This window comes from Flavobacterium limi, from assembly GCF_010645075.1.
GTDB lineage: Bacteria > Bacteroidota > Bacteroidia > Flavobacteriales > Flavobacteriaceae > Flavobacterium > Flavobacterium limi.
This window is the reverse complement of record NZ_JAADZV010000004.1, coordinates 15,220-39,406: the sequence shown is the minus strand read 5'-3', so window position 1 is coordinate 39,406 and position 24,187 is coordinate 15,220. Positions and strand designations below refer to the sequence as shown.

Here is a 24,187-nt window from a genome sequence, read left to right as displayed (position 1 = left end):
GACTTAATAGTTTATTATTTCTGTAACAGTTATATCACCGGTTAATTTTTCTTTCCAGTTTTTCCAATTGTATTTTTTGCTAAAAATAAAAAGCAAAATGGGGTAGACAATCACTACCGGCAAAATAACATCAAAACCAGCAGAAGGTTCAGATAAATCTATAAAGACAGAATGGGTTTGAAAAACCGACCAGTCTGAGGTTACCAGTAAAGCACCGATCAGATTATTTGCAGCGTGAAAACCAAGTGCCAGTTCCATTCCTTCATCCATTAATGTAATGATTCCTAAAAATAAACCTGTACCTATATAATAAACCATAATAATAGGCCCCATTTTAGTTACTTCAGGATTAAACCAGTGCATAGAACCAAATATAAGGGAGGTCATTAACAAAGGAAACCATCTGTTCCGTGCTAAACCGGCAAATCCCTGCATAAGGTATCCCCTGAAAACATACTCTTCAGTACTGGTTTGTATCGGTATTAATAGGGTTCCGATCACTAAAAGAATAAGGAAGGGAATGGGTTTGAAATTCAAAATAAATTGTTCAGGAGATTCGAAATAAACAAACAAAAAGCTGACTATTGAAAATCCCGCCCATAATAAAAATGAAAATAGAATACGTTTGATATCTACTGCTCTTCGGGAGGTCGTAATGGATAAGAAGCTTTGGTTATGAAGATGTCTGACAACATAATAAACACCAGCTAAAGCGAAAGCAAATGAAATCATAACCAAAAATAAAGTAAGATTGGGTTCAAATATTTTCATTGCCGAATCATTGTCCGATGGAATCGCAGTTTTATCTGTAAAACTTTTGTAAACCAATGCCAGAGTAAAAGGAATCTGACCAACAAATGAACATATGATTATAATTACAGAGCCTAAAATATACTTCCCAAAATTATTTTCAGGCTTAATAGCTTGTTCTAAAAACATGTTATTTAAAATTTAAAATGAAGTTATAATTAATAAGTAAATCTTATTTTTGGGGATTGCTAAAATACCTTTTTTTAAAGCAATTATTTTACAACATCTTAAAAAAATAAAATAAAATGATACAAATTTATCATAATCCCAGATGTGGAAAATCAAGAACTTGTCTGGCTTTTGCTGAAGAAGCAAAATTAGAATATGAAATTATCCCTTATCTTACAGATACACCTTCTTTTGAAGAACTGAAAACTTTAATCGGAAAATTAAATCTGCAGCCAATAGAATTAGTGAGAACCAAAGAGAAAATCTGGACCGAAAATTACAAAGATAAAACACTCACTGATTCAGAAGTCATTCAGGCAATGATTGATAATCCAATTTTAATTGAAAGACCAATCGTAATTAAAGACGGAAAAGCGATTATTGGACGTGATCCGGATAAGCTTGCTGCTTTTTTGAAATGATTATAAAATAGGTTGTTAACATTTTTTTGTGATTTCTGCTTTTAAACCAAAAGTTATATTTGCGGTCTAAAAGAAAAAGAAATACCAGAAAACTAATGAAAAAAATCAAATTTGCAATAGTAATCTTATTCCTGTTTTCAGGATTATGGAATTATGCACAACAACCGCCTTCGGGTCAAAACAAAGTAAAAGTTACAGGGAAAGTTCTAGAAAAAGTAACCAAGCAACCGCTGGAATATGCTACTGTTTCTATTACAAAAACTAATGAAAATAAAGTAATTGCCGGAGGGATCACAAATCCAAAAGGAGAATTTGAAGTAGCTGTTGCCCCAGGAACTTACGATATAAAAATTGAATTTATTTCATTCAAATCAACTGAAATCAAAGGGAAAAATATTTCTGGCGATACGAACTTAGGAGTTGTAAATCTGTCTGAAGATGCTGCACAATTAAATGAAGTTGTGGTTCGTGCTGAAAAGTCTACAGTTGAAATTAAACTGGACAAAAAGGTTTACAATGTAGGTCAGGATATGATTGTAAAAGGAGGGACTGTAAGCGATGTACTTGAAAATGTCCCGTCAGTTTCTGTAGACGTTGAAGGAAATGTAAGTTTACGCGGAAATGAAAATGTCCGGATTTTTATTGATGGGCGTCCTTCAAATGCATTAAATATGGCTGAGGCCTTACGCCAAATTCCGGCTGACGCTATTGATAAAGTTGAAGTAATCACAAATCCATCAGCGCGTTACGATGCTGAAGGGGGAGCCGGAATTCTAAATATTGTTTTGAAAAAAGGTAAAAATCTGGGTTTCAACGGAAGTTTTATCGTTTCTGGAGGAATTCCTGAAACTTACGGAGCAAGTGCAAATTTAAACTTCAAAACAGAGAAAGTAAACTTTTTTACTTCTACCGGATATGATTACAGAACCAGTGAAGGTGCCGGGATTACTAATTCGGTTAATCTAAATAAAGATACTAAACAAATTATCGGATATACTGATGAAGACAAAAAAACTGAACGTCTCAGAAAAGGAATATCTACTAAGACAGGTCTTGAATGGACAATCGCACCAAATACTTTCTGGACAAATGCAATTAGCTACAGAGACAATAGCGGTTCTAATAATGATTTGGTAAATTATAATTCTTTTGATCCTAATCGTGTTTTTACTTCAACCCGATATAGATTAAGTGAAGGAGACGATACAGGAAGAGATTTCGAATATTCATCTAATTTCCTTAAAAACTTCGACGATAAAGGTCATAAATTAACGTTAGATTTTTCATACTCTACAGATAAGGATTCAGATAATGCTTATATTACTGATGAAACAATCGCAAGCGGTGAACCTGCAACTATTGATGAAACTTTTAACAGCCAAAAGCAGGAGCAGTTACAGCTTCAGGCCGATTATGTGTTGCCGTTAAAAAACGGAGGTCAGTTCGAAGCAGGTTATAAAGGAAACTTTAACTATATGGATAATATGTATAGCGTCAACACAGATGATCAGGGTAATCCTATCGATGGCTACCTTTCTAATACTCTGGAGTATAATGAACGTATCAATTCTTTCTATACGCAATATGGTTTCAAGGTTAATAAATTTTCTTATCTGTTTGGTTTACGTTGGGAAGATACTGTGATTGATGTAAATCTTTTAGATACGCAAAATTATAATACAAAAAAATACAATAATTTTTTCCCAAGTGCATTCGTAAATTATGAATTATCAGATGAGAGTAGTGTGTCGTTAAGTTACAGCAAGCGTTTGTCAAGACCAAGAGGGCGTTTCTTGAATCCGGCAACCAATTATTCCAGCAATATCAACTTGTTTAGAGGTAATCCTGACTTAGATCCTTCTTTCACAGATAAATTTGATTTAGGCTATTTAAAACGCTGGGAAAAAGTAACTTTTAGTACTTCTATGTTTTATGAATACACTACAGACGTATTCTCATTTGTCCGAAGCGAAACAGGACAATTTGTAGGTAATAATCCGGTTGTTTTGAGCAGTCCGATTAATTTAGCAAAAGAACAACAGTTTGGTTTTGAATTTACATTGAATTATACACCGTTTAAAATCTGGAAAATAAACAGTAGTTTTAATCTTTCAGATGTCAAAACTACTGGGAATTATGTATATGAGAATACTCAGGGTGAAGAGATTATTACCAATTTAAATAATGAAACTTTCTCATGGTTTGGAAGAGTAAACTCCCGTTTGTCATTGCCATATAAAATAGACTGGCAATTATCCGGAATGTATTTCGGCCCACGAAATACAGCTCAGGGAAAAAGTTTGGGTAATTACGTAGTAAATACTGCTTTCAGTAAAGATGTTTTAAAAGACAAGGCTACCATTGCTTTAAACGTAAGTGATCTTTTCAATTCCAGAAAAATGAAGAATGAAACAAATCTGTCAAGTGTGAATTCTTACAGTGAATTTCAATGGAGAAAAAGACAAATCAATCTGTCATTCACCTACAGGTTAAACATGAAGAAAACAGACAGGGATAAAAATGCGCCAAAAAATAATGGTGGTGGAGAAGAAGGGGGAGAATTCCAGGGATAATTTAGTATAATCTCAAAATTTTAAATTCCAAATTCCAATTTCAAAGTTGGAATTTGGAATTTCTTTTTTATTGGAATTTATATTCGTTTTTAGCATAAAAAAAGGACTCGTATTCACGGGTCCTTTTTATGAAATCAATTAAATTTTAATTGATTGTTCTTCTTGTCTTTTTTTGGCTCTCTTTTCTTTAAACATTTCCCAGCTAGCTCCTGTTACCCAGTAAAATATAAAGCTAACCAAGAAAAACATCAACCAAAACCCTATAGTTAGTATGGTCAAGAAAAGTAAAAAACCTAAGTACTGTGAAAATTCAAACATGTTTTCCGGAATTTTTGAATGTTACGACAAATGTAGGTTATATATCTTTCGTTAGCAATAAAAACCAAATCAATTTTTATAAAAGAGTAATTATCTCTATATTTATACTGATTTTAAATAAGGTTTTTTTTAAGTGTCTAAAATAGAACAACATAAGTTTTCAGGAGCTGTTTCCTGCTGTCCGCTATATCTTTACTGCCGAACCCCGGCAGCAAAGGATACCGCTTTCATCAGGGCTAAGACATTTATTTTCAAAAGAAACTTCAGTTTTCAAATCTTATAAATAACATTTTACATTTTTCAAACAACATATTACAAAATAACAAATGAAATACAGAATAGAAAAAGACACCATGGGCGAAGTTCAGGTTCCGGCTGATAAATATTGGGGAGCACAAACAGAACGTTCCCGAAATAATTTTAAAATCGGACCATCGGCAACCATGCCAAAAGAAATTATTGAAGGTTTTGCCTATCTTAAAAAAGCCGCCGCTTATGCCAATTACGATTTAGGTGTTTTACCAATCGAAAAAAGAGATGCCATTGGGGCTGTCTGCGACGAAATTTTAGAAGGAAAACTAGACGATCAGTTTCCGCTGGTAATCTGGCAGACTGGTTCAGGTACACAAAGTAACATGAACATAAACGAAGTTATCGCCAATCGTGCGCAGGTTCTCAAAGGATTTGAAATTGGCGAAGGCGAACAATTTATCAAAGCCAATGATGATGTCAATAAATCACAATCGTCAAACGATACCTTCCCAACCGGAATGCACATTGCGGCTTACAAAATGGTTGTCGAAACAACAATTCCAGGAGTCGAAAAACTACATGCAACATTAGTCAAAAAAGCAGCCGAATTTAAGGACGTTGTAAAAATTGGCCGTACACACCTAATGGATGCAACGCCATTGACCCTTGGTCAGGAAATTTCAGGATATGCGGCTCAATTGGCATACGGTTTAAAAGCACTTAAAAATACACTTTCACATTTATCAGAAATCGCTCTGGGAGGAACAGCAGTTGGAACCGGGCTAAATACGCCAAAAGGCTATGACGTAAAAGTTGCCGAATATATTACAAAATTTACCAGTCATCCTTTCATAACAGCTGAGAATAAATTTGAAGCACTTGCGGCACATGATGCGATTGTTGAAACCCACGGAGCCTTAAAACAATTAGCCGTTTCTTTAAATAAAATAGCCAATGATGTTAGAATGCTGGCTTCAGGACCGCGTTCGGGAATTGGTGAAATTCATATTCCGGAAAATGAACCTGGGTCTTCTATCATGCCCGGAAAAGTAAATCCAACACAATGCGAAGCCTTAACCATGGTTTGTGCTCAGGTAATCGGAAACGATGTAGCAATTGCTGTAGGAGGAATGCAGGGGCATTATGAACTGAATGTTTTCAAGCCTGTTATGGCAGCAAACTTTTTACAATCAGCAAGATTATTGGGCGATGCATGTGTTTCGTTCGATGAACATTGTGCTCAGGGAATTGAACCTAATTACAAACGTATCAAAGAATTAGTGGATAACTCACTGATGCTGGTAACAGCTTTGAATACAAAAATAGGGTATTACAAAGCTGCCGAAATCGCTCAAACGGCTCATAAAAATGGAACAACGCTAAAAGACGAAGCCGTTCGTTTAGGTTATGTAACTTCTGAAGATTTTGATGCCTGGGTCAAACCTGAGGAAATGGTGTAGTTTTTCACTGACGCAGTTCGACTTAGTTCAGGATTAAATTGGTAAAAAAAGGAGAAAATTTTAAAATTTTCTCCTTTTTTATTTTGATACTATTTTCAAATGATTCAATATGTTTTTATTTATTGTAAATATCCAGTAACCAGTCATAGAAACTGTCTTTCCATTTTGAAACCGAATGGCCTTTATCATAAGCCAGCCCAAAACCGTGATCGCCTTTAGAATAAATATGCAGTTCTGATTTTTTTACTTCTGCAGCAATTGCAGCCAGACCCAGAATAATTTCTTTTACAGGCATTTTTTTATCGTCTCGGGCAATCGCCATGAAAATAGGAGGTAAGGACTGAATGTTGTCTATTCGCTTAAAATTGCTTAACGTATTGCCATGGTAAATTAAAGCGGCAAAAGAAGGTTTCCAGTCTACGGTTTCTTTTGTTTCGGTAGACTTGATGACAATACGTTCGCTTAGCCAGCCGCCCGCCGAAAATCCCAAAATCCCAATTTTGTCTTTGTCTATTTTTAGGCTTTCTGCCAGTTCTTTCATTTTCAAAATACCCGTTCTCGCATCCTGATAAACGGCTCCTTTATAATCATCCATCGGAATAATCATTTCTCCTTTTTCATCTTTTCTGTTGGTTCTGTATTTCACTACCATACAGTTTATTCCTTGTCCTGAAAGCCAGATTGCAAGATCACTTCCTTCTTTATCGACCCAATTAGCAGTTAAACCTCCACCGGGAAATATAACGACTCCTATATTTTTGTTGTTCTGTTCTGAAGCTGGAAATAATTGATAGGTAGGAACCGAAATATTACTGATAACCCTGTTTTTATGAGACAACGACAGCGGATTAATAACAGAATCTACTACTTTTTCAGGGTTGGGATGTGTTACCGGATTTTTTTCAATACCATTTGGATACAAAGGAGTCTCCGTATTGGCTTGAGCAAATAAATGAGCACAGTTTAATACTAATGAAATCGAAAATGTGATTACGAGTTTTTTCATGTTGGTTGATTAATAGTAAGTGTTTTTTTAACGGATTAAAAATAGTTACAAATTAATAAACAACACAAATTAATTCCCATCAGCATAATCCTGTAAATAACTAAACCGTTCTGTCAGTTTGCCATTTTCGGTAATTTTAGCTCTTTGCAGGATTCCGTCTTTATCTTTGTTGAAAAAAGCCGGAATAACATGTTCTATAAATTGTTCTCCAAAACCTTCGCTGGCATCTTTGGGAATTTCGCAAGGCAAATTATCGACAGCCATAACTACAATTGCTGCGGGATGAAAAATATCAACTTCTTTATTTTCTGATGGGAGATAACCATACAAAGGTTCTGCAATTGTAGAAGAGCGAAGTGTACTGGCAATTGGTCCATTAACATCACAAGAAACATCGGCAACAACTCTTATTTTGCAGTCTTTCGCATTCAGCATTTCCTGGGTCAGGATTATGGGAGCACCGTTGGCATAAAAATGTCCTGCAATATAGATGTCACTTACTTTCGTGAATTTTTCAAAATCAGAGGTATAAGCTTCAGGATGTTTTGTGAAATCTACAAAATCAAGAATCTGACCATCAATTCTTTTATTGTATTCTAAAGCATCCAAATGCACATAAACAGACTGCGTGTAATTTTTCGTAAGATAATTTTCTACAGTGATTTCTTTTACTTTTATTGCCTTTAAAATTTCCAGGGCACCGTTCCCTACTTTTCCGGTTCCTGTAATCACAAATTTCAAAGGTGGTAATGTAATTCTTTTCAAATGCATAATCAGGGCGTCTTTTCCTGAAAGGGTTTCTGCCTTTGGAAGTTTGAATAACTCGAATTTTATTCCGAAAGCACGAATTCCGTTATAAACACCAACCATTCCGGCATACTTTCCAAAACCAATCAATCTTCGGTTATGTTCATCAACAATGGTTTCATGATCGTACAATGTGATGTTTTTTTCTAATACTGCCTGTAAAAGTTTTCTGTTATAAGGTTGTTTTTTTATGGTATGCGAAAAAAAGAAATAAGCCTTATTCGGAATTAAATTCTCAACCGGAACTTCTTTTACTCCAAATAAAACATCACAATCCGAAACATCATCAGCTACTGTAATTCCCATACTTTTATATTGTAAGTCTGAAAAAATTCTAATTTCAGAACTTTCTACAACTACAGCTACTTGTGGATACTGCTGTTTTAGTTTTGCTAATGCATCAGGTGAAAATACAACACGTCTGTCAGGTGGATTTTTTCTTTCTTTGATAATTCCGAATTTCATTTACAGGATTTTTGGTATTTAATAATATAACTTTTTTTGTTTATTTTGTTTTAAATGTAACAAAAATAGTTAAATTTTTGTTGCTGTTTTCTTATTTTTAATGATTATGAATCCTTAAGGTCTGATGTACAATAAGCTAACGAAAAAAAATGTTAACCAGATGTTAATCTTAAGAATTTTCTTAGGCTAAAATCTTTAATCATCAATATTGAATTCTATATATTTGTTTTTAAAGAATAAATGCAAATGATTTTCCTTAAAAGAACAAATATACCACAAATACTTTTCTCAATTTTAGTTTTAAGTTCCTGTGGAAAAGATAAAAATAACAATCAGAACGAAGCTGTAAAAGAAAAAGATACGTTAGGTAAAATGGTTCCAATGGAACCTGAAAAAAAAATAACTGTAGCCTATGTTAATTCTGTAAAAGGCAGAATAAATCATTTTTACAATAAAAACTGGCCAAACAACAGTATGAACGGAAGTTTTTTGGTAGCAAAAAATGGTCAGATTATTTTTGAAAGATATAATGGTTTTGCCAATAAAAATAAAGACACCAAAATTACGGCCGATACTCCTGTGCAAATTGCCTCTGTAAGCAAGGTGCTCACTGCAACCGCTGTTTTAAAATTAATAAATTTAGGCAAGATTGGCCTGGACCAAAAAGTAAATACCATTTTAAAAACCTTTCCGTACGAAGAATGTACCGTTCGAATGCTCTTGTGTCATCGCAGCGGAATGCGAAATTATGCTTATTTCACAGACAGGGATAAATCGGTTTGGGACAGACATAATCAGCTTACAAACAAAGATATTCTTGATATTTTGGCGACTAAAAATGTAGGGTTAGAGTCAAGGGTAGGTACCCGTTTTGCCTATTGCAATACCAATTACGCAATGCTGGCACTTATTATTGAAAAGATAACAGGCTTATCATATAAAGAAGCAATGTCCCAAATGATTTTCAAACCTCTCGGAATGACCCACAGTTATGTTTTTGATGATGATAAGGAAAGAAAAAATATTGTTCCTTCTTATAAAGGTAATGGTGTCGAAATTGGTTTTGATTATCTGGATAATGTTTATGGTGATAAAAATATCTTTTCAACAGTCCGTGATCTTTTAAAGTTCGACAGAGCAAGAAATGCACCTGACTTTTTAAAACCGGCTTTATTAAAAGAGGTCTACACCGGACAGAGTAATGAACGTAAAGGAACCAAAAATTATGGTCTCGGAATTAGAATGATCAATTGGGAAACCGGACAGAATTTTTACTTTCATAACGGCTGGTGGCACGGAAATACTTCTTCTTATATCACTCTTATGAAAGAAGGTGTAACGATAATTGCTCTGTCTAATAAAATGACAAGAAACACGTATGCAGTTCGTAAACTGGCTCCGGTTTTTGGAGATTACCCTTTTCAGTTTAAGGATGAAGAATAATACAATTTTCTGAAAATTTTAATAAAAAGTTACTGCAAATAGTCTAAATTTGCAAACTCATTTTTGGGGTCGACTGGTTTTGACAGCAAGTCGAATTGAAAAGTAAGCACGTCGAGCATTGAGACCTTGCTCGTAAATATAAGATCTCACACTTTTACACGGCGAAAATAACTACGCTTTAGCTGCATAATCTGAATTATAGTACGATTAGCCACGTCCCTACAAGGTAGGGAAGCTGGATTCTCCTTGAAAGCCTTGGTTTGTGGCGTTCTGTTTAGGGGAACCGTAAAAATAAACCTAGATTTCCATGAGCTTCGGGTGGATTTTGAAAATTAAGAAGATAAGTGTTGAGTGGCTGTTTCTGGCCTTGCTTAACATCGAAAATCTAATCAGGAAATAAGCGTGTAGAAAGCTCTTTAGTTGCTTGTTTGGACCCGGGTTCGATTCCCGGCGACTCCACTGAAAAGTCCCGTAAGTACATAATTTACGGGACTTTTATTTTTTAGTTGACAATCTAGTTGACAATAATACTATCTAGAATCTTTAATCTTAACTTATGATTTGTTCAGTATTATCCTATAAACATTAAGATGCTAAAAATAGGGTTCAGACTATTCCGTGCAAGTACAGGTTTACAATTTTTCGACTTTTATGATCCGCCGTAGCCGTGGTTAGATAATCGTTGTATTTGCTCCGCCATTCGAACCTAAACTTTTCATGGTCTTGCTTTTACTAAGTTTTTGGTTCACTAAATCGTATTGTGCCACGATTCTGCCATAAACTTGAAATGCTATTTTTTCTTTATTTAGAGAATAATAGAAATTTATGCATGCTATAATTTTCTCAAAAGAACACGATGATATAGAGACTAAACAATAAAGATGTCTAAATTTAATGTAGTATGTAAACATGAAATGGAATCCACTGTCTTTCATTGGCGTTATTTGTCTTCTAGCCATGCCCGAACAAATGTCGAACTTTTTTGTAGAAGATTTGCAGAAATTGAAAGTGTTCTAAATTGTTAAAACTATTGTTTTGTTGTTTTTTATGCAGATAATATAGTGTTGTATAATCATGGAACAATTTAAATCCAAAAATAAATCTTTAAAACAGCAGTAAAAATAACTAAACTTTTGCTGAAACAGATTTTACGTCTGTTTAATCTTTTTAAATGAGTTCTAAGTGTCAGATTCTTTCTTTCAATATGGTTTGTTCCAAAAGGCTTTACCGAATGCATTTTCTCATCAATCAGATACTTGTAGTTTTTAAGTCTGTCCGTAAATATCTTTTTTGCTTCTGATAATTTCAGTGTTTCCAGAACAAGGTTAAGCGTTTTATTGGTTCGTTTGTCAACATTGAAACTCACAACTATTTTAGATTTCTTTTCCAATGCATAAACCAGCCAGATATAATTTTTCTTGTGCCTGATATAAGTACACAGTCATCTACTTCATAAATTTTACCTCTGCTGATAATTGGTTTACTAATACTTCTTGCAATTGAAACAATTCTTTTCAATAATGTTGTAGCTGAAATTTTTAATATTCTTGCAGTGCTTCTTATTCCTAATCCTTCTTTTGTGAACAAAACAATCTCTTGATTGATATCTCTTCTGTATGCGTTGTAGCTATAGTCAATCTACTGTCGTTTTTGACAAACACAACATTTATAACGCTGATTACCGTTAGATTGAAATCCATTTTTGATGCATTTACCATTGCAAAAATTACATTTTATTTTCATGACCTAATTTGAAACACTAAGGTAAAGCAAAAGCATTTTAAGGCTTATTAAAAAGACAAAAAAGAAAGAGACGACCATCAGACTGTCTCTTTTTTATTGAAATATAAAACCAACCAACACATCTGATACATTACCGAACGAAAGAGACAACCAGCTGGTCGTCTCATTTCTATTCAATAATTAAAATTTAACCTTCTTTTTCAGTTAGTTAAGTGGTTAAATTATGAAAACACCTAATCTGTAGCACTACCCTTACCCGTTATATTTTGTGAGCTAAACACGACTCTTTATAATCCAACTTTTTATTTTCAACTTGACTATCTAAAAAAGTCTTAAATGGTGCATAACTAATTTTCATAGGTACATTCACGGAAATATATCCTTTTAAATGACTTCCTTCCCAGCCGCACCCAAAACTTTCAATTTTTTTTGTGACTTCTTCAAAATTAATTTCATCATAGATTATTACTTGTATTGTACTATTTCCTGATTCTTTTATAATATCATCGAAAAACAATTCCCCATTATCATCTTCAACGCTTATTACATCATCATAAGCGATATTTGGAACAAAAAAGGGGATGTTTTTAATTTTGTATCCATTTTTTTCTTTTATTGCCCAAACACTCTCAACAGCTAAATTTCCTTCTAAATCATAGTAATCAAACAGTATCTTTCTTTCTTCTTTCATTATCCTTTTTTTAAATTACAGCCTCTACACAAAACTTGTCCATTATCTGGTGTTCCACTTCCTCCGTGTCTTTTTCTTATGACGTGGTCAACATTAGTATCTGTGCTAGCTGGAGTGACTCCTTTTTTATTTTGTTTCGCTTCCGTTGTTGGTGTTTTACAACCTTCACATGTTACTGTTCCATTATGCTTTTCCTTATTAACATCTATAACTGCCTGTTTTCCTGCTCTCGTAAAATTCTGTCCTTCTCTTTTTTTCCTACTTAATTTTTCCGCTCTAGCTTCTGCCTTTGTCGGTTCCGAAGTAGTTGATTTTTCTTTTTCTTTAGCTTTATTTTCAGTAGATTTACTACCACCTGGTGCTGTACCAGCAGTTGCATTATATGTCGATAAACTTGGAGAATCATCACTTCCTGTCATAGCATCCCAAATCATCACTCCACCACCAATTATAAGAGAACCAACAGCAACTATGCCAGCAGCTGGTTCTAAAACAATTCCTTGAGGACCTGCACCCGCTACAGATATCATTGCAGCACCTCCTAAACCTGCTGCAACAATTGCAGCACCACGACTTTTTGGTACTGGACCTCCAGTTGGGCTCATTCCATCGGGGTCAATGAAATATACAGGATTATCAAATGCATAATTATATGGTGACCATTCAGGCATTTCTTCTGCCAAAGGGTCAATATTCATCCAACGCCCAAGAGCGGGGTCGTAATTACGTGCTCCATAGTCGTACAACCCAAGCCCCAGCTCGTCCTGCAATTCTTTTCCGTTGTACTTATACTTATAAGGGTTTGCAACTATTTTTACAAGTTTTTACCTATTAAATACAATAATTTTTAAGAACGTGATTTGCAGGATAAACTTACTGTTTTATCATTCAAATCCAAAAGTAAATCTTTAAAACTGCTGTAAAAATTACTAAACTTTTACTGAAGCAAATTGTCCGTCGATTTAATCTTTTCAGATGGGTTCTGAGCGTCAAATTCTTTCTTTCAATATGGTTTGTTCCAAAACGCTTTACAGAATGCGTCTCCTCATCAAGCAGATATCGATAATTTTTCAATTTGTCTGTAAATATCTTTTTTGCTTCCGATAATTTCAGAGTTTCCAAAACACGGTTCAGAGTTTTATTTGTTCGTTTTCCAACGTTAAAACTTACAACAGTTTTAGAATTCTTTTCCAATGCATAAACCAGCCAGATATAATTTTTCTTGTGTCTGATATAAGTGCACAGCTCATCAACTTCATACGTTTTGCCTCTACTGATAATCGGCTTAACGATGTTTCTGGCAATTAAGATGATTCTTTTCAATAGTGTTGTCGTTGATATTTTTAATATTCTTGCCGTGCTTCTTATCCCTAAACCTTCTTTGGTTAATTGGATAATATTCTGGTTTATCTCTGCCTTATAAGCCAGATATGTATAATTTTCAACTCTAGTTTTCCCGCATGCTCTGCAAATATATCTTTGATTACCAGACTTGGTTTTTCCATATTTTATCATCTTTCGAATATCACCAACACATCTGCAACACCTAGTCTGGTTTGACTCCATTTTTTTTGATTTAAGGCATTATAAAATAAAAAACAGCCCGAGGGCTGTCTTAATTTTTATGCGATATTACTATAAATATCTGATTTTCTGTAAATGTTAGATGCAATAATTAACCACCAACACATCTGATACATTACCTTAAAAAAATGATTAATAAATTTTATTTCAACTAATCGCACTACTCAGTTGAAACATAGGTAAATACATAGCAACCAATAAAACAGCAACCAAAACCCCAACAAAAAGAATAATGAACGGTTCTAAAACCGTAGTCATTACTTTTGATTGTTGCACGACTTCCTGATTGTATTGTTCGCTGAGCTGTTTAAAGACATATTCAGTCTGATTGGTTTCTTCTGCTACTTTTACGAGGGATATAATTCGATTATCAAAAAGAGGAGTGTTTTTTAAACTCGTGCTTAAACTGTTTCCTTTTAAGATGCTTTCTTCTACTTTTACCAAAGCATCCTGGAGAGGCACAAACTGAATCATTTTTTTTACCATTTGGATACTGTTAAGCAAAGGAACTTTTGCAGTAGTCAGGAGTGTTACGGCTTGTGTAAATTGCGCCAGATACACCTTATTCATAAAAGCCCCAAGAACAGGTATTTTGATTAAAAAGTAATGTGTTGCCCTTTTAAATTTGTGATTGTCTTTGAAGAATTGGGTTGAAAATATAAAACTAATCAGGATTAGTAAAAAGTAAATCCCATAGGTTTTAGTTATGCCAGATAACTTAACAATTACCTGTGTCAGAAATGGTAATTCCATATTGTTTTGTTTGAAGATATCCTGAAACATAGGGACTACATAACTCAACATAAAAATGACCACCAAAACCGCGGTACTCAGTACAATAGAAGGGTAGGTTAGGGCTGCTATAATAATTCGTTTCTGCTCGTTTTTGCGTTCAAAAAAATGACCTAATTCAGCACATACCTGAGCTGTAGTTCCTGTTTCTTCCCCAATTTTAATGGAATAATATTCATATTCGGTAAACGATTTTGAGCTTTGCAGCGCTTCTGAAAAGGGTTTTCCGTTCACCACATCATTTAGAATCGTCTGCATCAGTTCCTTATCATTCGTTTTCTTCAACGATTCGATTATTAAAGAAAGTCCTTCTTTAAAACTCACTCCTGCTTTCAGTAAAACGGCTAGTTCCTGATAAAAGGTCTGTTTCTTTTTATTATTGAAAGAATCTCCAAAAAGAGTTATTTCTTTTTTTAGCAGCTCTTCAATACTGCTGGTTTTATTAGACTGAGCCGTTTTTTTATTTGGGGTATTTTCTATTTTAAAAGCCATTGTCCTGATTCATAAATAAGGTTATATCATTTTTTTTAGAGACAAAGATCTCATAATCGGGAATTTCAGTTTTGGCATCCAGACTAATAGCGTCAACTATACCGGTACTGACTTCTTTTCCTTTAAAAAAAACTTTATTTGGGTTTATTACTAAGTGAATAGTGTCCAGATTTCGCATCGTATATTTTTCCTGAAAAGAATATGCAATGGTATCCAGTTCAGAAATTAAAACGAGCGATTGAGTATCATTATAGTAAACGGCATCATGGGTTTCATTAAAATCCTGCCAAAGCTTTTGCTCAAATAAGGTCAAAGTGCTTGTTCTTTCAAAATTAGACTGGATTTTATGAATTTGTTTTTGAACGATACGCAGCACACTAAATGCCATACCGACAACAATAGCAGTAATTATCATTACCACTATCAATTCTGAAAGTGTAAACGATTTTAATTTTCCTGCGGCCATATTTGTTGTTTTGAAATTGCTTTTTTTGTTATACTGTTAACAGCCGAAATAGTTATTATCTGATTAGAAGAAACAGTTTCAGATTCAATATTAATTTCCCAGCCTTTAAAACTTTCCTGATACGGAATTTTGATTAATTGGTTTTGGATTTCGTATTGCAGTTCGTTAATTCTGTTTTCAACAGAATGCGTATTTTTCGAAAAAGTATTTAAAACCAGATTATTCAAAACCAGGCTAGCAACGATAAATATGATTACAATCAATACTGTTGCAATCAGGGCTTCGATGAGGGTAGCCGATTTTATTTTTTTTAATACAGCCATTTCAAAACAGTTTTTGGATTTTGTTCTAAAAGTATTCCGCCGTACACAGTTGGAACATTTTCATTTTCAATGGTTGCGTTATAGATATGATTTACAAAAATAGACCCCGCCTGATTAGCCAAAAATTGTTTTGTCATAACACTGCCCGAAACGGTACCTTTAATTTCGAAGTTTCCATTGCAATATACCTGACCTTTTATTTTGGAATCTTTTTCTAAAATGACCTGCGTTTTAAAATCCGAGGTTTCTTTTGTCTGAATATAAGAGACAGTTCCCTTTATTACACTTTGGGAGTCTATAAAAATCTGATTGTCAAATGGAATAATCGAAGTTTCATCCGGATTATTTTGATTATCCTGAAAAAGCACCAGGGCAGAAGGATAGCTTAAGATACATTTTTTGCCCATAGTAATTTTTTTTGAAGCTATGGCTTGAAAATTACCGGTAGTTTCATCTTCAATTTCTATCGTTGGCGCAATGAGAATAATATCTTTTAACAAGGAAGATTTTTTGATTTTAATGGATATCTCAGATTTGATAATGATGTTTCCGGAAATACTTTTATTTTCCAGAACAATTGGATTTAAAGAATAATATCCTTTGGTTTTATCCTTGAATGAATTAGTGATTTTTGAACCGGAGTCTAAATTTATATATTCCTGATGATTTAAAAGTTTGTATTCTTTTAAATAATATTGTACAATATCCAAAACTGTTTTTTCAGGTTTTGGCAATTCTGCTGTACTTTTTTTGATAGTGCCATAAATCAATTGAGAGCCGTAATAACTGTTTCCGGCAATGTAACCTGAATTGACACCCTGTTTTGGCAAGTAAGCGTTTCCCCGAATGGCAGTATTTCCAACAACGGTTAAGCCATTATGAGTTTCCTGTAAAAATAGGGTAGGGGATTCCTCTGTATTTAGGAGTGATCCTATGAGAGCGGTTTTAATAAATTTCTTTTTTCGGAATTGGGTAACAGTGATTCCTTTTTGAAAAATTCCCCATTGTGACAAGTTGGTTTGTATAGTTTGATTTTCTTTTTTGATGAAGTCAATTTGTGCAGTATCAGTACTGATTTCTTTTTGTTGCAGTAAATAATGCATTCCGATATCGGCCAGCTGAATATTTTCGACAGCGCCTTTTGACTGCTCTTTCATATAAATAAAAGTGTAGGCAAACAAAATAAGCCCTGCCAGAAGCAAAGCTATCAAAACAGCTATAAACACTGTAAACTGTAAGGCGCCGGATTTAATTTTAAAGATCAGCTTCAATCTCCGAGCATTATAAGGTTGAGGTTTCCTTTGTATTTGACATACACAGATTCCTTATTCCCATCTTTTAGGAAAACTTCATTTTGGGTATCTCCGGTTTTCATATAATAATTCTTTCCATCAATGATAAGAATGAAAACTTTCTTTTTATCTTTTGAATCAGAAATCATTCCTTTATACAAAATTGTTGGCCATACTATTGTTTCCTCAGGTTTCGGCTTTTTGTTTGCTTTTGAAGACTGCGTTTTTTTTACCGCCTTTTCAGGAGCATACATTTTACCTAAAAAAGGATCTCTGTAGTTTACATTAATAGCAAAAGTTTGTCTTTCTTTTATTTTTAATGGTTTAATGGCAAATTCACGATTCTCTACGACATTAACTTCATCTTCAGAAGTAAAAGAAAAAAGCTGATACAAAACACCACCCCATACCAATAATACGATGGGGAGTAAAATGTATATGTTTTTTTTATTTTTCATTAATAGTACTTAAGGATTACTTTGATTTCTTCATTTTTGAATTAGAAGTTGGTATCGTCAATTAATAGTAAAACTAAATACAGAACTTTTTGCACTTGTATTCCCAGCCTGATCAAAAGTTTGTACGTACCAATAATAAGAACCGGCTGTTAAGGTTTTAGAATAAGGGCTGGTAACTTGATCCTTAAATTTAAGATTGGTTAGGGCACTTTCACTATAGACATAAATACTGTCCTTTTCTGTACTTCCCGCTATAGCTGTTCTGCTAAATTGAAAATTGATATTCGTAGCAGTTGTAGTGCTTTTGTCAACAGGATTTGACAATGTGGGAGTATTAGGAACTTTTGTATCTACCAGAATTATTCTGGTGGCATACAATGTTTGTTTGCTTCCGTTGCTGGCCCTTACTTTCCATGTAAAATTTCCATCGGGAAACGTATAATCAAAATTTGTTGTAGCAGCGCTGTTTTCTTTAACAATTTCGTTATTGCTGTCATATATTTGCAGCTGGTATTCGCTTGCACCAATGATACTTTGCCAGGATAACTTTTGAGCTGTGTTTTTTGTAATGAGATTGTTATTAGGTGTTAAAAGTACAACGGTGTTGTTTTGAAAATCATCATTGTTTAAAATTTCAAAAGCCCACGTTTTATAAGCTGTTTCATAACCACTATTTACAGCTTTAATTCTCCATTCATATTTGCCAATGTTGAGTTGTTGATTGTATAAATTTTTAGAGACCAAAGTATCCAGAACGATTTCGATTGGATTGGTAAAATTGGGTTTGGCAATCTGCAGGTGGTATTTATCTGCGTTTTCAACTTTATCCCACGAAAATGAAACACCTGTCGAAAATAAAACACTGTTGTTTGCAGGAGTAATCAAAGTAATTTCCTCGTCTGAAATATCCTCTACAAATAATACTTCTTCACATGAAATAAAGGATAAAAACAAAGCGAAATACAAAAACGGATATAAGTGATATTTATTCATTTAGATTTAGATATAAGATGAAGCAGTAGCTCATCATTAGAATTTATTAGAGACAAAATTGTAGACAGGATTACATATCAAAAAGGCTTTTGCTTTTTTTATCCTCCAGACTTGATTGGGTATTTCCATTACAACTGGTGCTTCCTTCAACAATATCAGCGATGTACCATTGTCTTTTTTGATTCGTTGCCCAGCAAAATCTACTGGTTTGATATCCTACGATACTTTCGGTATTAATATCAATAACGTCAGTTTTCTTGCCGGATTTATAAAGGGCAATCGTATATTTTTTTTCCTGAGAATTAATCAGGTAATAAGCATCAGACTGTCTTATTTTGGTAATTTCATCAACTGAAAGACTAACTGCAATGCTAGTTATAATTTTAGAGTTTTCAGTATCCCTTAACAAACGGAAGACATCTTCGTTATGTGCTGCATTCAGTTCGCTTACCAGCCCGTTTATGTCTAGTATTTTGATAGTGACCAATTCCGGTTTTTTAGGAAGACTGTCTATATACGCCACTTTTGTCTGGTTCTGATTGTATCTGGCTTTAGATTTATAAACCTTATTTAATTTTCGATTAAAAGGTACAATGCCAATCGTAATCCTGATTTTGTTTTCGAGTTTTGGAAGCGTTCGTACAGCAAAACTATTTTCCTGTTTGGTGTTTTTTCGAGATTGCCCGATAGAGCCTAATTCCGGTGAAGAAGTAGCAATTTTATAAGTGTCATTTTTTATTTTGGTGGTCTGGCAAGATAAAAATATAAGTAGAACTAGAGATGTAAATATGTTTTTCATTGTAGGTAAATAAATAAGATGTAAATGTAATAAAAGTAATTGTGTTTATCGTTTTAAAGAAAAATGCCCTTTAAAACTTCTGCCGTCTTCAAGTTGGATGTTATACCAATAATCTGAAGCAGGCAATTGATGGCCTGCGTAAGTACCATCCCAGCCATTTCCAGCGGCATTCATTTCTTTTAATAATTTCCCATAGCGATCGAAAATTTGTATTATTGTTTTCGAATTGGAAATGGAATTTATACCCTTAATATTCCAGGTATCATTGAATCCATCCTGATTAGGTGTAAAATAATTTGGAATTCCTAACACAGCAGCTTCATTTGCAACAATACCACAGCCATTTAAATCTTTTACATAAACAGTATGAATTCCCGAAGGGACATTATTAAAAACATTTCCAGTTTGGTATTGTCCAAATTCATCATCTAAAGAAAATACATAATCTCCAGTGCCAGTTGTCAAAACAGTAATCCTGTTTTCAGATGATAAATCAATAATGTCAACTGTTACTTTTGCTTTATCGGATGCATTTACCGTTATTACCCTTATCCTCGAACATCCCTGATCATTTGTAGCTGTTACTTTGTAAATGCCTTCTTTATTAATGGTTAAATAATATTGGTTTTCATCGGTAATAAGGGCATCGTTAAGTGCCCAGCTATATTTAAAATTAGCCTTTTGGGATTCATCTGTTAACCCGGCATTGATTGTTTTGGTAAAAGTAGGCAAGTCACTGCATACTAGTTCCGTACCCGTTAGTAATATATCTGGAACAGGATTAACTGTAAACGGAATTAAAATGCTTGCAGAACAACTTGGGTTTATAGTATTTATTACTTCTGCTTTTATTTGCTGAGTAACGGTTAAAAAAGGATTGGGAAGCGGACTGGGCAAAGGATTACTGTTGGCATCATAATATCTTACCATCATCCCTGTTTGGCTACCTAAAATAATGTTTTGAAAACTAGTCGTATCAAAAGGATATTTTCCATCTTGTAGCAAAGGATCACTTTCGTTATCACAGGCTGTTGTCATAGTTTTAGAAATAGGAAAGGCTTCAGGAAGATCATCAACAATAAATTCAATTACTGTATCATATGAGCATGATGTTGACGAATTGTTTTTTACGTTTACTCTTATTGTTTGGGAATTAGTAACAAATGGATTAGGTAGTGGACTGGCCAAAGGATTATTATTTTGATCGATATAAGTGACTTGGACATTCGTTAATCCGTTTAACATACGGGATTCAATAGTTGAAGTATCAAAGGCAAAGAACCCGTCATGATTGTCATCACAGTGATTTTTTCTTACTGATTTTACAATAGGTATTGATTCGACATTCAAAGTAATATATCCACCCAGGCCTAAACAGTCATTGTTTATTCGGCTGTCAACACGAATATATATTTTTTGAGAATTTGGATAACCAAAATTGCTGTAATTTGATATATTGGTAATATTGTTTTTTTCGGTTAATGCATCCTCAAGGTTTTTATAATAGGTAATATCTAAGAGTTGTCCCGAAGGAAAAAGAGACAGAACCTCATTGGTAACGTTACTGAAATTGAAGATCGCAATACCATCGGTATTGCTCCCGGAAATCTCATCATCACACTGAGTAAAGAGCTTGGAAAAACTATGAGGGATTTGTGTTGTAGAAACAAGCAGGTTTAATTTTGTTATTTTAAAACAATTATTGATATTACTCACTCTGACATATAGCATATCATTACTTACTGTTGTATTGATATAGTTACTTGTATTCAGGATTGGATTGGTATTGTTCTGTGCATCTATTATCGTTTTAAAAAAAGCAATCTTTTCGTTTATCGCATTTGTAGTAATCTTACTAATAGCTTCATCCAGATTGAAAACACTAAATCCGTCACTATTATCATCACATTGTTTTAGATCCACAGTAACAGGAATTACAGGCATGTCTAAAACTTTAATTCTGAAAGATGTATTTGCGGTACAGTTTGGGTTATCTTTATTAGTAATTTTAACAAAAATAGTTTCTGTAGGTATGGTATTTTCATACAATGCAGGAGTAGGGATTAGCTGCGTAAAACCTCCATCTTTATAATAAGAAATTAAAAATTGAGAGGATAGTTGTCCATTTAGTATCGCAGTTGCTCTTTGGGTTAAATCAAAAGTAATACGGCCATCATTATCTGTTCCGACACTTCTGTTATCGCATAAAGCTAAATCTGGAATCTGGGTTGACAGGCTTGGTGATGGACTATCATTTACATCTATTATAAAACTTGTATAGACATTACAGCTTACATTGGATATGTTAAAGACTTCAGCTTTAATATTTTCTTCCTGATAAGGTATTTTATTTTGGTAAGAAGTAGGTGATGCAATAAGTGTATTGTTAGCAAAATATTTTACTTTATACAAATTAGGATCCTGGCCATTTAAAATGGATAGATCTTGAGTAGTTAAATCAAAAGTATATAAACCATCATTATCACTGTCACAAACAGACATATTGTTAGGTTGTGTTGCTAGGGGTACTTTTGATATAACAATCTCTTTTGTTTTTGTGCTTGTTCCATTTGTACCAGTTGCAGTAACTGATACGGTAAAATTTCCTTCAGTCAGGTAAGTATGCGTAGGATTAATATCTATTGAAGTGGTTCCGTCTCCGAAATCCCAGTCCGCGGACGTAATATTTTGATTTCCGCTTAATGAAAATGTTGTCGCTTCACCAAGGCAGTTGTTTTCAATATCTATCCCAACAACAAAATAAGATTGAATGAATTGTGGAAGGCCGGCCTGTCCCAATCCGGTTCCGAGAGGAATAGCATCTAACTGAAAATCGCATGCTGTACCCAATAATTCAGGTTTGTTAATGACACTAATGTAGTGTGAGTCGAATATTGGGGTATATATTTTCCTGTCAACGGCTAATTGAAGGGCTCCTACCTGATGATCGATGTTATTTGCTAAATAGAGTTGGGTAGCAGTGGCTTGAATATTGGCAGCGGTCAAATCAAATTGAAGCAATTCAAATATATCACGGTCGCCGGTTGTAATGTATGCGATATTGCCAGAAGGTGAAAACTCTGCGCCATAGTTAGCAACTTTATTAGAAACCAATCTAGGATTTGTTATTTTTCCGGTGGCAGAATCAAAATCGAAAAGTTCAATAATGGATTGATAATTACAGCTGATTAATTTCGTACCATCAGGCGAAAATTTTAAATAACCGACAGTCTGATTGATGTTGTTTGAAATAGTAGCACCAATACTGCTTATTACTGGAGTCAGATTTAATCCTGAGGAACTTATTTCGTAGGCCAAGAAGTTATTATTTCCATATTCGTGAATAACCAGCCAATAATTATTGGTTCCATTTTTTTTAACAACAGTTATTTTTTCACACGCAGGGGTTAGTAATGGAATATTTTTTTTCGCCGTAATATTACCTAAACCTCCGTCCAGATTTAAATCTACTTCAGAATATTGGATACCATCGGGATCCGCCAGAGCTGTGGCAGTAAAAATATAATAAATGTTGGTGGATTCAGGTTTCGGAACAATTAAAGCAGCTTGCGAACCTGAACTGCTTCCTTTGAGGCCCTTGCCATTAGGCATGATTTGATGATTTTTGTTCCAGACTCGAATTCCGTCGGTATAAAATAACAACTGTCCTGCAGCATTAGAAATCGTACCACATCCTTCTGCCGTATTCATTTGTCCGTCAGTTATTGCAACAGGACTCCCACTGTTAAAATCTAATCCGGCTTTATTTCCAAAAATCCAGATATTGGCTTCGCCTTGTGCAAAAGAACTAAAAGTGATGAACAACAAAATCAGAAATATGTTTTTCTTCATGTTTAAAAATAAAATATAATAGTCTTAGAGCAGATATAAGGGCGAAATATGATTCTGATTTCACTATTAAATTATAGGGTTAAATTTTATAGTTTTTTTAAACAAATCTATAAAAATAGAATCTAGCTTTGTCAGATTTTATCTGGATTTTTTTATGATTTAGTTGTGATTATTGTGATTTTTTTAATATGATTTGAGTGATAGTTTACTTAATTATTTAGATATGCTTGAGAGCTAATATGTAATATAAAAACAAAAGCAACCCGGTTATGAGTTGCTTTCTTGTTTAATAATGCTTGTGTATTATAGTTGTGGGCACAGAAAAAATTTCTGCACTATCGTTGCGTTGATATATCCAAGCCATCTGGATCTAGCTTTCTCAGATTTTATCTAATTTTTTTGATGATTTAGTTGTGATTATTGTGATTTTTTAATATGATTAGAGTGATAGTTTACACGATTATTTTAGATAGGCGTAGGAGCGACTAAATATAAAACAAAAGCAACTCCATTATGAGTTGCTTTGTTGTTTGATAATGCTTGTGTTTTATTGTTGCGGGTGGAGAAAGAAATTCTGCACTATCGTTGCGTATATTTAAGCCACCAGACATATACCCTAATAATCTTGTTTATAAAACGCCCCAACCCGAACCTCCACAGACTAGGCATTCATCATCATTACCAAAACAACCCTGACATTGAAAAAGAAATGATTTCAGTAACCATTTTTGATCAAAAATTAATTCAATTTTATACGGACTACCATCACTAGCTTCTACATAATATTCAATCAAATCTTTATTCTTTGAAATCGTTTTTACCAATTCAAAATCGAAATCGACATTGTTTAGCACATATTTTTTTTCGAAAGAAAAATTAATAATTTCTCTATTTAAAAGCTCTTTAATAATTTCACTATTATTTCTATGGCTCTTAAATAATTTTAATATAATGTTAAGTAATTCCTTAGATTTCATT

General features: G+C 33.8%; 20 protein-coding genes, 1 other RNA gene and 2 pseudogenes. 5 read left to right on the top strand and 18 right to left on the bottom strand.

Annotation, left to right across the window (positions count from 1 at the left end; all coding sequences use genetic code 11):
• Positions 1 to 3 precede the first annotated feature (3 nt).
• Entirely contained in the window at positions 4 to 939 is a 936-nt protein-coding gene (locus GXM16_RS09610) for a CPBP family intramembrane glutamic endopeptidase (protein ID WP_163394163.1), read from the bottom strand.
• 116 nt (positions 940 to 1,055) lie between these two features.
• Between GXM16_RS09610 and arsC the strand changes: the two genes are divergently transcribed.
• Positions 1,056 to 1,400: an arsenate reductase (glutaredoxin) gene (gene arsC / locus GXM16_RS09605; protein WP_163394162.1), complete on the top strand. Its 345-nt coding sequence runs from the start codon at positions 1,056 to 1,058 to the stop codon at positions 1,398 to 1,400.
• Between the two features lie 95 nt (positions 1,401 to 1,495).
• Positions 1,496 to 3,973 carry a TonB-dependent receptor gene (locus GXM16_RS09600; RefSeq protein WP_163394161.1) on the top strand — a complete coding sequence of 826 codons (2,478 nt, stop codon included), beginning with the start codon at positions 1,496 to 1,498 and terminating at the stop codon, positions 3,971 to 3,973.
• A gap of 138 nt (positions 3,974 to 4,111) precedes the next feature.
• Here the strand turns inward: GXM16_RS09600 and GXM16_RS09595 are convergent, their stop codons facing one another.
• The gene (locus GXM16_RS09595; RefSeq protein WP_163394160.1) at positions 4,112 to 4,291 is read right to left on the bottom strand and encodes a hypothetical protein; all 180 of its coding nucleotides are present in this window, start codon (positions 4,289 to 4,291) and stop codon (positions 4,112 to 4,114) included.
• Between the two features lie 326 nt (positions 4,292 to 4,617).
• Between GXM16_RS09595 and fumC the strand changes: the two genes are divergently transcribed.
• A complete protein-coding gene (gene fumC / locus GXM16_RS09590; protein ID WP_163394159.1) occupies positions 4,618 to 6,003 on the top strand; it encodes a class II fumarate hydratase in 1,386 nt (461 codons plus the stop codon).
• A 115-nt stretch (positions 6,004 to 6,118) separates the two neighbouring features.
• Here fumC and GXM16_RS09585 read toward each other — a convergent pair whose 3' ends face one another.
• Both GXM16_RS09585 and GXM16_RS09580 read right to left on the bottom strand, forming a co-directional pair.
• A complete protein-coding gene (locus GXM16_RS09585) occupies positions 6,119 to 7,009 on the bottom strand; it encodes an alpha/beta hydrolase (RefSeq protein WP_163394158.1) in 891 nt (296 codons plus the stop codon).
• A gap of 69 nt (positions 7,010 to 7,078) precedes the next feature.
• Complete coding sequence (locus GXM16_RS09580) at positions 7,079 to 8,281, bottom strand: NAD(P)-dependent oxidoreductase (protein ID WP_163394157.1); 1,203 nt, start codon at positions 8,279 to 8,281, stop codon at positions 7,079 to 7,081.
• Positions 8,282 to 8,521: 240 nt separating this feature from the next.
• Between GXM16_RS09580 and GXM16_RS09575 the strand changes: the two genes are divergently transcribed.
• Together GXM16_RS09575 and ssrA are read left to right on the top strand one after the other, a co-directional pair.
• Positions 8,522 to 9,724 (top strand): serine hydrolase domain-containing protein, encoded by a 1,203-nt coding sequence (locus tag GXM16_RS09575; RefSeq protein WP_163394156.1) that lies wholly within the window; start codon positions 8,522 to 8,524, stop codon positions 9,722 to 9,724.
• Between the two features lie 65 nt (positions 9,725 to 9,789).
• Positions 9,790 to 10,186: a transfer-messenger RNA gene (gene ssrA, locus GXM16_RS09570) on the top strand.
• Between the two features lie 622 nt (positions 10,187 to 10,808).
• Here ssrA and GXM16_RS23085 read toward each other — a convergent pair.
• The 14 genes and pseudogenes from GXM16_RS23085 to GXM16_RS09505 all read right to left on the bottom strand — a co-directional run bounded on the left by GXM16_RS23085 (position 10,809) and on the right by GXM16_RS09505 (position 24,186).
• Positions 10,809 to 11,467, bottom strand: a pseudogene (locus GXM16_RS23085) (IS1 family transposase).
• Positions 11,468 to 11,726: 259 nt separating this feature from the next.
• A complete protein-coding gene (locus GXM16_RS09560) occupies positions 11,727 to 12,158 on the bottom strand; it encodes a DUF4265 domain-containing protein (RefSeq protein WP_163394155.1) in 432 nt (143 codons plus the stop codon).
• Positions 12,158 to 12,577, bottom strand: coding sequence for an HNH endonuclease (locus tag GXM16_RS22810; protein WP_229684331.1), 420 nt, complete (start codon positions 12,575 to 12,577; stop codon positions 12,158 to 12,160). The genes GXM16_RS09560 and GXM16_RS22810 overlap by 1 nt, the downstream gene beginning before the upstream one ends.
• Before the next feature lie 183 nt (positions 12,578 to 12,760).
• Positions 12,761 to 12,955: pseudogene (locus GXM16_RS09555) on the bottom strand (RHS repeat domain-containing protein); the annotation flags it as partial.
• A gap of 91 nt (positions 12,956 to 13,046) precedes the next feature.
• Positions 13,047 to 13,724 (bottom strand): IS1 family transposase, encoded by a 678-nt coding sequence (locus tag GXM16_RS09550; protein WP_163394154.1) that lies wholly within the window; start codon positions 13,722 to 13,724, stop codon positions 13,047 to 13,049.
• Positions 13,725 to 13,889: 165 nt separating this feature from the next.
• Complete coding sequence (locus GXM16_RS09545) at positions 13,890 to 15,026, bottom strand: type II secretion system F family protein (RefSeq protein WP_163394153.1); 1,137 nt, start codon at positions 15,024 to 15,026, stop codon at positions 13,890 to 13,892.
• Entirely contained in the window at positions 15,016 to 15,492 is a 477-nt protein-coding gene (locus tag GXM16_RS09540; protein ID WP_163394152.1) for a PulJ/GspJ family protein, read from the bottom strand. The genes GXM16_RS09545 and GXM16_RS09540 overlap by 11 nt, the downstream gene beginning before the upstream one ends.
• Entirely contained in the window at positions 15,474 to 15,815 is a 342-nt protein-coding gene (locus GXM16_RS09535; RefSeq protein WP_163394151.1) for a hypothetical protein, read from the bottom strand. Before GXM16_RS09535 ends, GXM16_RS09540 begins: the two co-directional genes overlap by 19 nt.
• Entirely contained in the window at positions 15,803 to 17,086 is a 1,284-nt protein-coding gene (locus GXM16_RS09530) for a hypothetical protein (RefSeq protein ID WP_163394150.1), read from the bottom strand. The genes GXM16_RS09535 and GXM16_RS09530 overlap by 13 nt, the downstream gene beginning before the upstream one ends.
• A complete protein-coding gene (locus GXM16_RS09525) occupies positions 17,083 to 17,565 on the bottom strand; it encodes a hypothetical protein (protein ID WP_163394149.1) in 483 nt (160 codons plus the stop codon). The genes GXM16_RS09530 and GXM16_RS09525 overlap by 4 nt, the downstream gene beginning before the upstream one ends.
• 57 nt (positions 17,566 to 17,622) lie before the next feature.
• Complete coding sequence (locus GXM16_RS09520) at positions 17,623 to 18,558, bottom strand: phage tail protein (protein WP_163394148.1); 936 nt, start codon at positions 18,556 to 18,558, stop codon at positions 17,623 to 17,625.
• 70 nt (positions 18,559 to 18,628) lie between these two features.
• Positions 18,629 to 19,357: a hypothetical protein gene (locus GXM16_RS09515; protein ID WP_229684299.1), complete on the bottom strand. Its 729-nt coding sequence runs from the start codon at positions 19,355 to 19,357 to the stop codon at positions 18,629 to 18,631.
• A 45-nt stretch (positions 19,358 to 19,402) separates the two neighbouring features.
• Positions 19,403 to 23,209: a T9SS type B sorting domain-containing protein gene (locus tag GXM16_RS09510; RefSeq protein WP_163394147.1), complete on the bottom strand. Its 3,807-nt coding sequence runs from the start codon at positions 23,207 to 23,209 to the stop codon at positions 19,403 to 19,405.
• 629 nt (positions 23,210 to 23,838) lie between these two features.
• Positions 23,839 to 24,186, bottom strand: a complete 348-nt coding sequence (locus tag GXM16_RS09505) for a hypothetical protein (RefSeq protein WP_163394146.1) — start codon at positions 24,184 to 24,186, stop codon at positions 23,839 to 23,841.
• Between the last annotated feature and the right edge of the window lies 1 nt (position 24,187).